This is a genomic window from Vreelandella sp. F11 (genome assembly GCF_042466685.1).
Taxonomy (GTDB): domain Bacteria; phylum Pseudomonadota; class Gammaproteobacteria; order Pseudomonadales; family Halomonadaceae; genus Vreelandella.
On sequence record NZ_CP170448.1, the window covers coordinates 1,098,935 to 1,112,856 of the forward strand.

At 51.7% G+C, this 13,922-nt stretch carries 12 protein-coding genes; 10 read left to right on the forward strand and 2 right to left on the reverse strand.

Going from position 1 to position 13,922, the window contains the following annotated elements; translation table 11 throughout:
* Positions 1-42: 42 nt before the first annotated feature.
* The gene (gene uxuA / locus ACFIOZ_RS04920) at positions 43-1,209 is read left to right on the forward strand and encodes a mannonate dehydratase (RefSeq protein ID WP_386082580.1); all 1,167 of its coding nucleotides are present in this window, start codon (positions 43-45) and stop codon (positions 1,207-1,209) included.
* An 85-nt stretch (positions 1,210-1,294) separates the two neighbouring features.
* Here the strand turns inward: uxuA and ltaE are convergent, their stop codons facing one another.
* Positions 1,295-2,302, reverse strand: coding sequence for a low-specificity L-threonine aldolase (ltaE, locus tag ACFIOZ_RS04925; protein WP_386082581.1), 1,008 nt, complete (start codon positions 2,300-2,302; stop codon positions 1,295-1,297).
* 177 nt (positions 2,303-2,479) lie between these two features.
* On the opposite strand from ltaE, the gene ACFIOZ_RS04930 reads away from it, so the two are divergent.
* Both ACFIOZ_RS04930 and speG read left to right on the forward strand, forming a co-directional pair.
* A complete protein-coding gene (locus ACFIOZ_RS04930) occupies positions 2,480-3,652 on the forward strand; it encodes an NAD(P)/FAD-dependent oxidoreductase (protein WP_386082582.1) in 1,173 nt (390 codons plus the stop codon).
* A gap of 86 nt (positions 3,653-3,738) precedes the next feature.
* Positions 3,739-4,284 (forward strand): spermidine N1-acetyltransferase, encoded by a 546-nt coding sequence (gene speG, locus ACFIOZ_RS04935; protein WP_386082583.1) that lies wholly within the window; start codon positions 3,739-3,741, stop codon positions 4,282-4,284.
* Between the two features lie 100 nt (positions 4,285-4,384).
* On the opposite strand, the gene ACFIOZ_RS04940 is transcribed toward speG, so the two are convergent.
* On the reverse strand, positions 4,385-5,146 hold the full coding sequence (locus ACFIOZ_RS04940) for a M48 family metalloprotease (RefSeq protein WP_386082584.1): 762 nt from the start codon (positions 5,144-5,146) through the stop codon (positions 4,385-4,387).
* Positions 5,147-6,258: 1,112 nt separating this feature from the next.
* On the opposite strand from ACFIOZ_RS04940, the gene ACFIOZ_RS04945 reads away from it, so the two are divergent.
* The 7 genes from ACFIOZ_RS04945 to kdgD all read left to right on the forward strand — a co-directional run bounded on the left by ACFIOZ_RS04945 (position 6,259) and on the right by kdgD (position 13,922).
* Positions 6,259-7,020 (forward strand): metallophosphoesterase, encoded by a 762-nt coding sequence (locus tag ACFIOZ_RS04945; RefSeq protein ID WP_386082585.1) that lies wholly within the window; start codon positions 6,259-6,261, stop codon positions 7,018-7,020.
* 321 nt (positions 7,021-7,341) lie between these two features.
* Positions 7,342-8,682, forward strand: coding sequence for an enolase C-terminal domain-like protein (locus ACFIOZ_RS04950; protein WP_386082586.1), 1,341 nt, complete (start codon positions 7,342-7,344; stop codon positions 8,680-8,682).
* Between the two features lie 36 nt (positions 8,683-8,718).
* Positions 8,719-9,663: a tripartite tricarboxylate transporter substrate binding protein gene (locus ACFIOZ_RS04955; RefSeq protein ID WP_386082587.1), complete on the forward strand. Its 945-nt coding sequence runs from the start codon at positions 8,719-8,721 to the stop codon at positions 9,661-9,663.
* Between the two features lie 19 nt (positions 9,664-9,682).
* Complete coding sequence (locus tag ACFIOZ_RS04960) at positions 9,683-10,198, forward strand: tripartite tricarboxylate transporter TctB family protein (protein ID WP_386082588.1); 516 nt, start codon at positions 9,683-9,685, stop codon at positions 10,196-10,198.
* 15 nt (positions 10,199-10,213) lie between these two features.
* Positions 10,214-11,722, forward strand: coding sequence for a tripartite tricarboxylate transporter permease (locus ACFIOZ_RS04965; protein WP_386082589.1), 1,509 nt, complete (start codon positions 10,214-10,216; stop codon positions 11,720-11,722).
* An 80-nt stretch (positions 11,723-11,802) separates the two neighbouring features.
* A complete protein-coding gene (gene yiaK / locus ACFIOZ_RS04970) occupies positions 11,803-12,813 on the forward strand; it encodes a 3-dehydro-L-gulonate 2-dehydrogenase (RefSeq protein ID WP_386082590.1) in 1,011 nt (336 codons plus the stop codon).
* A 191-nt stretch (positions 12,814-13,004) separates the two neighbouring features.
* Positions 13,005-13,922, forward strand: coding sequence for a 5-dehydro-4-deoxyglucarate dehydratase (kdgD, locus tag ACFIOZ_RS04975; protein ID WP_386082591.1), 918 nt, complete (start codon positions 13,005-13,007; stop codon positions 13,920-13,922).

Here is a 13,922-nt window from a genome sequence, read left to right on the forward strand (position 1 = left end):
TAAGAGCATTATTTAACACTAACAATACGGGAGAGAAGATTGATGAAACATACATGGCGCTGGTTTGGGCCGGACGATCCAATCAGCTTGTCGGATGTACGACAAGCGGGCTCGACTGGTGTTGTGACGGCTCTGCATCACTTACCGAACGGTTGTGTGTGGCCATTGAATGAAATCATGGAGCGTAAAGCTATCATCGAAGCTGCTGGGCTTGAGTGGACAGTGGCAGAAAGCATTCCGATACATGAGGATATAAAGACTCACGCCGACGGTTGGGAAACGCTGGCGGATGCCTGGGCAGAAAGCGCCATTAATCTTGCCGAGGCTGGCATAAAAACCATCTGTTACAACTTTATGCCCGTCCTGGATTGGACCAGAACCTCCTTACGCCATGAGTTACCGGATGGAGCCTTATGCTTAAGGTATGACGCGCTTAGCGTCGTCGTTTTTGATTTGTTGATACTGCAGCGCTCCGGCGCAGCGTCAGATTATGACGAGAAAACGCAGGAATTAGCCCGGGCTCGCCTATCTGAAATGAACGCAGATCAGGTTGAGGAGCTAACGAATACTATTATTGCTGGCCTACCCGGCGCGGAAGAGAGCTACAGTCTCGATAGTTTCAGCGAGCGGCTCGCTGCCTACAAAGATATTACCGCCGAGGTTTTGAGAGAAAACCTCGCTTCGTTTCTCTCAAGAGTCATTCCAAAGATAGCGCATACAGGCGTTCGATTAGCGATTCATCCAGACGATCCACCGTATTCTCTATTCGGGCTGCCGCGAGTGGTCTCAACCGCTCAGGACTTTAGAGACATTGCGAATATGGTTGCGTCGCCGGTAAATGGCTTCACGCTCTGCTCTGGATCGCTGGGTGTGCGAGCTGATAACGATGTCATTGCGATATTGCAAGAACAGGCGGATAAAGTTCACTTTTTACACTTACGAAACACTACCTTGGAAGATGATGGCGCCAGTTTTCACGAGGATGCGCATTTAGATGGCGATACCGATATGGTTCGTCTGATAGATGTCATTTTGGATATTGAAGAAAAACGAGGGGAGCAACTTCCTTTTCGCCCAGACCATGGACACGCAATGTTGAGCGATTTGCGTAGTGGCTTTAAACCTGGCTACCCCGCCATCGGGCGGTTGCGCGGCATGGCGGAAATTCGTGGTGTTGAGCGTGCGCTTCGATTCAAACGAGGAGATTGAATCAACATCTGAAGATAAACCGTTAATGGTTTACAGCGTGGGCTAATAGGCATATTCAGCTGCCTTTCACCCACAGCTCTCGCCTTTAATGCCGGCTGAAATAAGCCTCCATCACCGCGATGACCTTGTCGATATCCGCGTCATTAATATCGCGGTGAGTCACGAAACGCGTGGCATAAAGTAGCTCAATCAAAATGCCGTGCTCTTTTAGCCAAGCGGAGAGCGGCTGAACGTGTTCATCGGGGAAGCGTGCGAATACCATATTGGTCGCTTGTGAGGTGATTTCGACGCCAGACAGCTTCGCTAGGCCCTCTGCCAGCCGCGCTGCACGGTGGTGATCGTCGGCTAGATCGGCCACGTGATGGTCTAACGCATGCTGGCAGGTGGCAGCGATAATACCTGATTGACGCATGCCACCGCCCACCACCTTGCGCCAACGCCGGGCACGGTCGATCAATGCTTGCGAGCCCACCAGTGCAGAGCCCATGGGCGTGCCAAGGCCTTTTGAGAAGCATAGTGACACGCTATCGAACGGCAGGCACAACTGCTTAAGCGGAGTATCGGTAGCCACTACCGCATTAAACAGCCTTGCTCCGTCTAGATGGGTTGCTAAGCCTCGCTCGCGGGCCAGTTCAGTGGCGTTCAATACGTACTCTGCGGGCAATACTTTGCCACCAATGGTGTTTTCCAGTGCCAGCAGTTTAGTGCGCGCAAAGTGAAAGTCATCGGCTTTAATGGCGGCACTGATTTTTTCCAGTGGCAGCGAGCCATCGGCGTCATTCTCGATGGGCTGTGGCTGGATGCTGCCTAACACAGCTGCGCCACCGCCTTCATAACGATAAGTGTGAGCTGATTGCCCCACAATGTACTCATCGCCACGCTCGCAGTGGGCCATAAGTGCCACCAGGTTACTTTGCGTGCCGCTTGGAAACAGCAGCGCCGCCTCTTTGCCTGTCTGCTCGGCCAGATTGGATTGAAACGCGTTGACCGTTGGGTCATCGCCCCAAACATCGTCACCCACTGGCGCGGCCATCATGGCATCTTTCATGGCGGGGGAGGGGCGAGTCACCGTGTCACTGCGTAGATCAATCATGCGGAACTCCTTTTTGAGTCTTAATTCAACTAATAAGGGCAGCCACTTAGGCACGCTTTATCGAGCAAGTTGTCAGGAACCATCTATGGTTAACAGCATACTGCAAGTCTCTCTAGCATAGGCAACCCGATGGATCTAAAAAGTGGTTATCCCTTTTGGGCGGTAAAGAACGGATTGTTGAAAACCTTTCCTCAACTGACTCGCGATCATCAGTGCGAAGTCGTTGTGATTGGGGGGGGGATTACAGGAGCTCTGATTGCTGATGAGTTAAGTCGCAAAGGCCACCACGTGGTGGTGCTTGAACGCCGGGATGTGGGGTGGGGAAGTTCCGCCGCCAGCACCGCGTTGCTGCAGTACGAAATCGACACCCATATGACAGCGTTAGCCGAACGCTATGGTGAGGCCGACGCCGTGCGTGCTTACCGCGCTTGTGCCGAGGCCATTGGCGAGCTTGAGTCCCTGGCGGCAGGGCTGGGCGATGTGGATTTTGAACGTCAGCAAAGCCTTTACTATGCCAGTAACGAAGAGGATGTTGCGTCCCTCAAGGAGGAGTTGGCGCTGCGCCAAACGCACGGGTTTGAAGCCGAATGGATGGAGCGCGAAGCTATTTTGGCAGAGTACGGCTTTGTGGCACCCGGCGCTATTCTTACCCAGCTAGCCGCCTCTGTTGACCCCTACCGTATGGCGTATCAGCTGTTTTCCAGGGTGGTTGAGCGGGGAGGGGAGGTGTATGACCGCACACAAATGGAGACGATGGTGCCGGATGCTGAAGGCGTGACGCTCACGTTGGCTAATGGCGCCAGGCTGCGTTGTCAGAACGTCGTTATGGCGGCGGGGTATGAGTCGCAATCTTGGCTGCCAGAAAAGGTGGCTATCAACCGCAGTAGCTATGCGCTGATCACCGACCCGCTACCGCCAGAGGCACTGGGTAAACTACGCCACACCATGGTATGGGAATCGGCGCGGCCTTACCTCTATATGCGCACTACCCGCGATGGACGCCTCCTCGTCGGCGGCGACGATGACGACGAAGATATTCCAAAGCGCCGCGACGCACGGGTAGAGGAGAAGGCGGAAGGGCTGGCAGCTAAAATAGAGGCGCTTTGGCCTAAGCTCGATATCAATCCTACTTTCTCCTGGGGTGGCACTTTTGCTGAAACCGACGATGGCCTACCTTTCTTCGGCCCTCATGAGGCCCTTGGCCCACGCGTTCATTTTGCCATGGCCTACGGTGGTAATGGGATCAGCTATAGCATGATTGGCGCCAAGCTACTGCGAGCCCTTATTGAGGGAAGAGAGCACCCCTTGGCGGAGCTGTTTTCGTTTAGGCGCCTAGCTAAAATGACGTGAGCAAATATCTATATGCAGGTTTGAAAACAGTAGCAAGCAAGTTTAAAACGCGTACTCTTAACGGATACTCATAGGGATAGCGGGCGATGGGCCACACACTATATTTACGTGCACTGGAGCGCAACGACCTGCGCTTTGTTCATGAACTAAATAATAACCAGAGCATTATGTCGTATTGGTTTGAAGAGCCTTACGAGTCATTTGATGAGCTGGAGGAGTTGTATAACAAGCATATCCATGACAACGCCGAGCGGCGATTTGTGGCGGAAGATAGCCAGGGCCATGCCATTGGCTTGGTAGAGCTGATTGAGATTGACTACATCCATCGTAGTGGCGAGTTTCAAATCATTATTACCCCGGAGCATCAGGGTAAAGGGTTTGCCCGCACGTTAATTCGCCAAGCGTTGCACTACTCGTTCACGATCTTAAATTTGCACAAGGTGTATCTCATCGTGGCAGTAGATAATGTCAAAGCGATTCACCTTTACGAGGAGAGTGGCTTTATAGAAGAGGGCCACTTGGTGCAGGAGTTCTTTATCAACGGCAAATACCGCGATGTAAAGCGCATGTATATCTTGCAGGATACCTACCTGGCACAACTGTCCGAACAGCAAGAAGAGAATGGCGAGTGAGCTTAGTGGTGATAAGAAAAAATCTTTAAACCCTAGCAACCAATACTCCTGCCAGCCAACATCTTGGTTAACTTGGCAGGAGTACCAGCGGGGCTTAATCTTACTGGAACGAAGCTTCTAGGCGCTCTGCACGGTCACCCGCTGCTGGGTGGCTGGAGAAGACGCTGCTGTTGTTGCCGTATTTGGCTTCAAGTTTGCGCAGGGCTGCAACGGAAGCCTCTGCATTCAAATCGTGGCGCTGCATTAGCTCAATGGCATAGTCATCAGCTTCATTCTCTTGGCGTTGCGAGAACTGAGCATTGACAAGCTTTTCGCCCAAGTCACCAAGTTCAGAGCTTGATAGTGCCGCAGCGGTGTTGCTGCCGCTGGCAGCCGCGGCTTCACGTGCAGCGGAAGCCGCATAGGCAACCTGGAAAGCACGCTTGGAGTGCCCTAACGCCACGTGGCCGATCTCGTGGGCAATAACGTAGCGCACTTCATCGTCGGTCATTTCATCCATCAGCCCGCTATGCAGCCGAATGGAGCCGTTGGGTACCGCAAAAGCATTAACTTCGTCTAAATGATAAACGTTGTAGTCAAGCGTATGGCCGTCGACGGTTTCCAAGCCTTGGGTTAGCTTCGCTAAACGTTGTGCATACTGGCTATCGTCTGCAACAAGGCGGTTTTGGGAATCAAGCTGAGCAATGGTTTGATCGCCAAGTTGTTGCATTTGCTGATCTGACATCGTGGCAGCGCCAGCGAAACTGGAGCCCGCAGACATTAGGCCGCCAAGATCAGCGCCGGATTGACAGCCGCTAAGAGCGAGAGTCACCGCTAAACCTAATGCATAAGATGTTTTGCGAACCAAAAAAGGTGTTTGCATCGTCCGTTCCTTCGTCAATGTGCGTGCATAACAAGAAAAGTCTGCACGTTGTGTATTGCGCCTTTATTAGCCGAATTAATATTAGACTAATTCTACATGTAACTCCATACCTTATCGCAAATTAGCTTATAGGGATTGACAGTGAACAACGAAGCGTTGCAATTAAAGTCAATGCTTGGCTAGACATTGCGCTAATTGCTGCCGCTTTAAATTTTTTAAAGTTTTATTAGCCGTAGCGATTGAGACTCTTAAAGCGATTTATCTTTACGAGGAGCGTCGCTTAATTGAAAGCCGAGCTTGCCAAATCAGCTGGTTGTAAGTCTAAAAAAACGCCTCGTGTAAGCGAGGCGTTGTATGGAGCTGAAACTGCATGCTGGTTCTCTATATTTAACGCAAGTAAGCCTTAATAGCGTCAAGTGCCGCACGCTGCTGCTGAGCGCGTTGCGCCCACACTTCCATAACATCAGCTTCGAACGCTTGTGCTGGGGTGACTAAGTGTTGCATGGCGTTTATTCCTCTTTCAGGGGATCAGAGAATGTGTTGAGACCTTGTTGTAAAAATAATGTTGTAAAAGCTCATGCCGTAAAAAGCGCATGTTGTACACAGCTTGTGTTGTGCAAAGCAGCAATGCAGCTGTGGTGAGATATTAAGAGCTTTATTTGCGAAGGGCTAGTCCTAACGATGTAGGTGATTTGCCATTTTTCGTAAGCCATGGCTTACAAATGGCTTTATGACGATATTAGGTCTTTGAATGGAAAAGGTTTTCATAGTCATAAAAAAGCCGGAAAATATTCCGGCTTCGGTGACTATCTTTGGTCTAAAAGGGTGCAAAAGCACCTGAATTAGCCTAAATAGGCTTTCAGCGCTTCGACTGCGGCACGATGCCACTGAGCATTCAAGCTCCAGAACTCTAGAACTTCATTATCGCGTGCAGGGGGGGTTATTAAAACAGTCATTGTGCGGTCCTCCTATTGGGACGACACCTCCATTATAGTCTATTTTTGTTGCGGTGCAGCATTTCTTGGTATAACACCGTCGTTGTGCGACAAAGTGTCTTAGGCTGAGTAGGATTGGTTAGGGTACTTAATTAGGTATTTGCTATGGAGAGCCCTATGCGTTTGCGTATTTTGTCTGATCTACACCTGGAATTTTTTGACGGCAACCGCGAGCTGCCTGAGGTGGAGGCCGATGTAGTGGTTCTGGCGGGGGATATTCACCGTAAGAGCGAAGGGCTTGCCTGGGCGCGCCACCAGTTTCCAGACACGCCGATTATCTATGTACCAGGCAACCATGAGTTCTACGGTACCTGCATGCCGCTGCTACGTGATGAGCTGGCTCTCGAAGCCGAGCGGCTCGACATTGAACTGCTGGATAATCGTGCCATTACCCTCAACGGCACACGTTTTTACGGAACTACGCTATGGACTGATTTTGCGCTATACGCCGGTGATCCAACTCAAGATCCCGCTGATACGGAGTCCAAGGCGCTACGCTACATGCCCGATTTTAAAATCGCTCAAACTTCGCCCGGGGTAACGCTCACACCTCAGGCAAGTCAGCAGGTGCACGCTGAAGCACTCGCTTGGCTTGAAGGCGAACTTTCCCAACCTTTTGACGGCCCGAAAGTGGTGGTTAGCCACCACGCCCCGCTGCACGACTGCATCCCTGAACAATATTTAGGTGATGCGCTTTCACCCGCCTTTGCTTCCAATCTGCCTCATCTCATGGGCAAGATGGATATATGGGTTCATGGACATGTTCACGAGCCCGTAGATATTCTGCGTAATGGCACGCGTGTCATTGCCAACCCCGGCGGATATCCTTATGAGTTTACGCCAGAGCTGTTTAAGCCAGGCTATGTGATTGATATATAAAACAAATAAATCAGTCGATTAGTATTTTTAAGAGGTGATTGATCCACCGCTGGCCCTCAGGCTGGTAAGTGCTACTTTGGTTTAATTTTCACCACTGCAGCTTGCGTCTGAAAGTCATGCTACTTATCTTCTTGTTTGTATGATGTATGACATATTGGTCTGAATAATTGGATCGCCTATGCCAAGCAACGAAGAGTGGGTTTGAGTTTAAAAGTCTTTGATTGACCAACAAGGGCTGTGTTTGCCCACCTTCGTTTTTTAAATGCGGCAATGAGCGGGATCCTGATCTGCGCGCTGACACCGCCTAATGGAGAATTGTTTATGTCGAGTCACGACACTCCCACGATAACCGATATGCAGGTCATTCCCGTGGCAGGGCGCGATAGCATGTTGCTCAATATCGGTGGAGCGCACTCGCCGTATTTTACCCGCAACCTGGTTATCCTCAAAGATAGCCACGGTAATGTAGGGGTGGGTGAAGCCCCCGGTGGCGAAACGATTCAAACGTCTCTTGAGCAGTCGCGAGAGATGGTAGTCGGTCAGTCGATCGGAAAAATGCGCTCCATAATCGCGTCGTTACACAATGCCGGGCGGAGTGCCGATTTTGAAGATTTCGGTAAAGGATCCTGGACATTTGAGCTACGCATCAATGCAGTTGCCGCGCTTGAAGCGGCATTACTTGATTTGATGGGTAAGTTTCTGGGAGTGCCGGTGGCAGAGCTGCTAGGCAACGGCAAGCAGCGTGACAGCGTTGACGTGCTGGGATACTTATTCTTTATCGGTGATGGACATGCTACGCCTCTGGATTTCCGCCGTGGCACCGGGGGCTTGAATCACGACTGGTACCGTTTGCGCGACGAGGCGGCCATGACCCCTCAACACATTGTTGAGCTAGCTCAGGCGGCGCATGATCGATACGGCTTTAAAGACTTTAAGTTAAAGGGCGGTGCTCTGGCTGGCGAGCAAGAAATAGCGGCCGTCACGGCGCTGCACAATACGTTTCCGGAGGCGCGCACGACCATTGACCCTAACGGTGCTTGGTCGCTCGAAGAGGCGATCTGGCTGTGCAAGGATCTCCACGGAGTGATTGCCTACGCAGAGGATCCTTGCGGGGCGGAACAAGGCTTCTCCGGTCGCGAGATTTTAGCTGAGTTTCGCCATGCCACCGGGTTGCCTGTTGCCACCAACATGGTAGCCACCAACTGGCGGGAAATGGCCCACGCGCTGATGCTGCGCTCAGTCGATATTCCATTAGCCGACCCTCACTTCTGGACACTTTCCGGTGCTGTACGAGTCTCTCAGCTTTGCCAGGATCATGGTATGACCTGGGGCTCGCACTCCAACAATCATTTCGATATTTCGCTTGCCATGTTCGCCCAGGTGGGGGCTGCCGCCGTGGGGCGTACAACTGCGCTTGATACCCACTGGATATGGCAGGAGGGCGACGCTCGTCTGACTCACAACCCGCCGGAGGTTGTGGGTGGCAAAGTGGCCGTCACCGATGCGCCGGGGCTGGGTGTAGAGATCGACATGAAGGCCATTGAAGAGGCTAACAGGCTCTATCGTTCACTGCCTGCTGGAGCTCGGGATGATGCGATGGCAATGCAGTATTTGATAGATGACTGGAAGTTTGATCCGAAAAAACCAGCGTTGGTGCGCTGAGCAAATACCCTAAATGTGACAAAGAAGGACATTACAATGAATAAAATAGTACTCAATTTATCTGTTGCGTCAGCGATGCTGGCCAGCACCGGTGCATTTGCCGAATATCCTGAGAAAAACATCGACATGATCGTGCCCTTCTCAGCCGGCGGCGGTAACGATACCTTCGTTCGCGCACTACAGCCGCTACTGGAAGAAAAGCTCGATACCAACTTGGTTATCCGCAATATCTCGGGCGGCGGCGGCGCTGTGGGGCTGACGCGTGCTCAGGCATCAGAGGCAGATGGCTATACCTTGGCTGCCGCCAGTAATGCCTTGCTGACCTTGGAGGCGTTGGGCAATGTCGACTTTACCCACGAAGATTTTGATTTTGTCGCCAAAATTCTTGAAGAGCCCTATGTCATCGCTGTTGGTGAAGACAGTGAATACGCCGACTTGGACGCTATGGTCGAGGCTGCGAAGGAAGGCACCTCGGTGCAAGTTGGCGTTTCGGGTGTAGGATCCTCCGCTCACATTGCCGCGGTGGCGTTTGCTGATACCGCTGAAGTCGATTTTAACTTTATTCCCTATCCTGGTGGCTCTGAGACTATCGCCGCTGCTATGGGAGGGCACGTGGATGCCGTGGTGCTAGGTGGGGCAGAACTTCGCTCGGCTCTGGAGTCAGGTCGTTTGAAAGCCCTTGGTATGTCCTACAGTGAGCGTAGCGAGTCGCTGCCCGATGTCCCAACTTTCCAAGAGGAAGGCTACAACCTGTCTTTGACAGTATGGCGTGGTATCGCGGGGCCTGATGGCCTCCCGGAAGAAGCTAAGGAAGCGTGGGTCAATGCCATTAAAGAAATTGTAGAAGAAGGTTCCTTCGAAGAGACCGCCTCGAATCTGGGCTTGGATATTGTACCGCTGTATGGAGACGAGCTAGAGGCGTTTATCGCCGAATCGGCGGAAATAATGAAACAAAGTGCTGGCGACTTAGCTGCTAAATAAAATAAGGAGTTAGGGACTGATGGCAACGGATATAGGTAAACCGATCTTTGATCTGTTTCTTGTGGTGGCATCGGCAATTGGGTTTTATATGGCCACTACGCTGCCAGCAGTCAGCATGGCGGGGGGGCTTTCCCCCGCTTCTTTTCCAAAACTGATTTCTGGCTTGGTTTTTGTATGTGCCGTGCCCTGCTTAATACGTGATTCTTACGAATGGCTTGTTGCAAGGCGAGTGAGTAAAGCCGAAACAAACCTTAATGCCACTGCTTCGAAGAAAGGCGCACTGCAGTGGCTGACCATCGTGGCTTTGATTATTGTTTATATCAATTTGTTCGAGCGGTTGGGGTATCTCGTAAGCACAGCGCTGTTTTGCTTCTTTAATGTCGTTTTCCTTGTTGTAGTTAGCGGTGAATTCAAGAAGTTAAGCAATAGCCGTAAACTGCGAAACTTGGCAGCTTATATAATTTTCTCGGTCGTATTGTCATTGGTTATTTATTATGTATTTACCGAACTGTTCAATATCCCGCTACCGGATTGATGAAGGAGAAGTGAGATGCTGATGGGATATATGGAAGGTTTGGGGTTAGTCTTTCAGTTCGGAACATTACTGGCAATCGCTGGGGGAACCTTCCTTGGCATCATCATGGGGGTACTGCCTGGCTTAACGTCGGCGATGGCGATAGCGCTATTATTGCCGGTAACCTTTGGAATGCCGCCTGTGATGGGTATTGGTATGCTGCTGGGTACCCTGTGTGGCGCTGGTGCCAGTGGCTCGATACCCGCCATATTGCTGAATATTCCAGGGACGCCATCCTCGGTCGCGACGACGTTCGACGGCTTCCCAATGGCTCAAAAAGGGGAAGCGGGGAGAGCCCTGGGGTTGGCAATTGTTGCCTCTTTCTTTGGCGGTGTCGCTAGTATGGTGGTGTTAAGTCTTCTCGCACCACCCATCGCTGAATTTGCATTGCGATTTGGTGCTGCGGAGTATTTTTCGCTGAGCATTTTCGGGCTAGTCATTATTGCTTCTGTTGCGGGCAAGTCCCTCCTTAAAGGTTTGATTGCAGGCCTGATAGGTTTCTTTTGCTCTACCATCGGTACCGATCCTATTGCGGGGGTCGACCGTTTTACGTTTGGGCAGCTTTCTTTATTGACCGGGATTAACCTTTTACCGGCGCTGATTGGGTTATTCGCTGTGTCACAAGTGCTGAAAGATGCCTTCGAATATGACCCCGCCAGTAAACTTCAGAATACCCCCCATAAGGTCGATATTGCACGCCCGCGGTTTATTGAAACGCTGCGCAATTGGCGTGCCCTTCTCGTCGGTATCGTGTCTGGATCTGTCGTGGGCCCAGTGCCTGGCGCTGGGGGCAGTATCGCCTCGCTGGTAGCCTATGACCAAGCACGTCGCTTTTCTAAAACACCTGAAAAGTTTGGTAAGGGTCATGGTGCTGGCATTGTCTCTGTTGAGAGCGCGAACAATGCGTTGTTAGGTGGGGCGTTAATTCCGACGCTTGCGCTGGGCATCCCTGGCGAGGCCGCGACGGCCGTTCTGTTGGGTGGTTTGATGATTCAAGGCGTTACACCAGGGCCGATGCTATTTGAAAACCAGAGCGGCATTATTTACGGGATATTTTTAGCGTACTTAGTCGCTAACTTCTTCATGCTTATCATCATGTGTTTAGGCATCAAGCTGTTTGTTCGTGTACTGCTAGTGCCAAGAAAACAGTTGATATCGGCTATCATTGTTTTTTGTTTTATCGGTGTTTATGGCGTTGATGGGGATGTGTTTAACCTCTACATAATGCTGGCTTTTGGGTTGCTCGGCTATTTTCTCAATCGATATGGCTTTGGAACCGCTCCGGTAATACTGGGTTTAATTCTGGGGCCGATAGCGGAATCTAACCTGAGGCGGGGGCTGCAGACCTTCGGTGGTGATTGGACACCGTTTTTCACCCGGCCCATCAGCGTTACCTTTTTAGTCATCGCCTTAGGGTTGCTGGCGCTGACACTGTGGCAGAACTACCGTACTCGACAGCAAAGCACGGCATCTGGCGCTGCTTGAAGTCCATGACCGCCATTCGAGGCGGCTGGGGTGTTGAAGCCCACTCGCGGAGTGGGCTTTTTTAATGGTGGGGGTAAGTGATGGCTAACATCGATTTTGAGACGTTGCGAAGTACGATTGAAAAATCACTATTGAAGGCGGGGCTAAAGCCCGCTGATGCTGAGACCTGCGCGCGAATCCATGCTGAAAGTACCCGCGACGGCGTGTATTCGCATGGTATCGGGCGGGTTCCGCGTTTCATTGAGTACGTCGGGAAAGGCTGGGTCGATATCGACGCTAAGCCAAGCCTTGTTCAGCGACTGGGGGCGATTGAGGTGCTGGATGGAGGTTTTGGAATAGGCGTGGTCAACGCACTCCATGCCACAGAACGGGCCATTGCACTTGCGCGTGAACACGGTATGGGGCTGGTGGCGTTACGTGATACAACCCACTGGATGCGGGGCGGAAGCTATGGTTGGCATGCGGTTGAGCAGGGGTTCGCTACGATTATGTGGACCAATACCGAGTCGTGCATGCCTGCCTGGGGTGGTGCTTCCCAATCGATTGGCAATAATCCGTTGGTGATGGCCGTACCGCATAGCACCGGGCCTCTGGTGCTTGATATGGCAATGTCTCAGTTCTCCTATGGGAAGCTACAGACGACTCAGTTGAAGGGCGAGCAATTGCCCGTTGACGGTGGTTTTGATGAGCGTGGAGCGTTGAGCCGTGATCCTGAAGCGATCGCTACGACGCGTCGCTTGCTGCCGACCGGGTACTGGAAAGGTTCTGGGTTGTCGATTCTACTAGATGCGTTAGCAGCACTGCTCGCTCAAGGGCGTCCTAGCCATGCCATTGATAAGGTTCAGCGCGGCAGTGGTGGCGGTTGCAGCCAAGTGTATATGGTGTTTGACCCTGAGCAATTCGGCGGCCGCGAAGCTTGCGATAGCATTGTCGAAGGCATTCAGTCTCATCTAGCCACCACCACGCCTGCCGAGCCGGGGCGCTCAGTGCGCTGGCCAGGCGAGTCGACCGCTGAACAGCGATATGGAGAGAGGCCGATTGTTATCGATGACATGCTATGGCGCTCTGTTTGTGAGCTTGCAGGTGACTAGTTAAATGCACTTTATCTCTCAACAGGTTTACAGAGTATGGCTGCTACTTTGGTTTAAATTTCGATAGTTCTGCTTGCACCCTGGGAGCAGGATACTTATCTTCTAGGTTGTATGATGTATGACATAAGGTTGTTGGCTAGCTAATGATGTCTGCTCATTCAGTGGTCAACACATTTTAAAGAGGGCGCAAAGTGACGTTTTCAAGACAAGAAGTAACAAAAGCCATCGGCGATGGCCTGCTATCGTTCCCGATTACCGATTTCGATAGTCAAGGTCGTTTCGATGAAGCGAGCTACCGCAAGCGGCTTGAGTGGTTTATCAGCCACGAGATCTCGGCGGTCTTCGTCGCGGGTGGTACTGGCGAGTTTTTCAGTCTTTCGCTGGATGAGTATCGCGAGATTGTTCGCGTCGCTGTCGAAGTAATCGACGGTCGCTTGCCCGTTATTGCCAGCGCGGGCTTAAGCGTTGAAGCCGGCAAGGCCTTTGCAAAAGCGGCCGAAGAGGCGGGCGCTGACGGCATTCTACTGATGCCGCCATACCTTACCGAGTGCCCGCAGGATGGCTTGGTGGAGTATGCCCGCCAGATTTGTGATGCCACGTCAGTCAACGTGATTTATTACAACCGCGGTAATGGCATCTTGAATGCTCATTCTGTTCAGCAGCTCGCCGACCAGTGTCCTAACTTGGTGGGGCTAAAAGATGGCAAAGGCGATATTCAGGCGCTCAACAAAATCGTCAAAACTGTGGGTGACCGTTTGGTGTATATCGGCGGCGTTCCCACGGCTGAAATTTTTGCCGAGGCCTATGTCTCCATTGGCGTAAATACCTACTCATCGGCTGTTTTCAACTTCGTGCCGGAGATGGCAGTGAAGTTCTACAAGGAGTTGCGTAAAGGTAATAAAGACGTTGTGAAACAGATCACTAACGACTTTTTTATTCCTTTCGTAGACCTCAGGGATCGAAAAGCGGGCTATGCCGTTAGCCTGATCAAAGCAGGCGCAGAGATTGTTGGCCGTCCCGCAGGCAGTGTTCGCGCGCCGCTGACAATGCCAACCCAAGAGGAGTGTCAGGAGCTTAAAAAGCTGATTGATCGCGTTAAGTCCTCATAA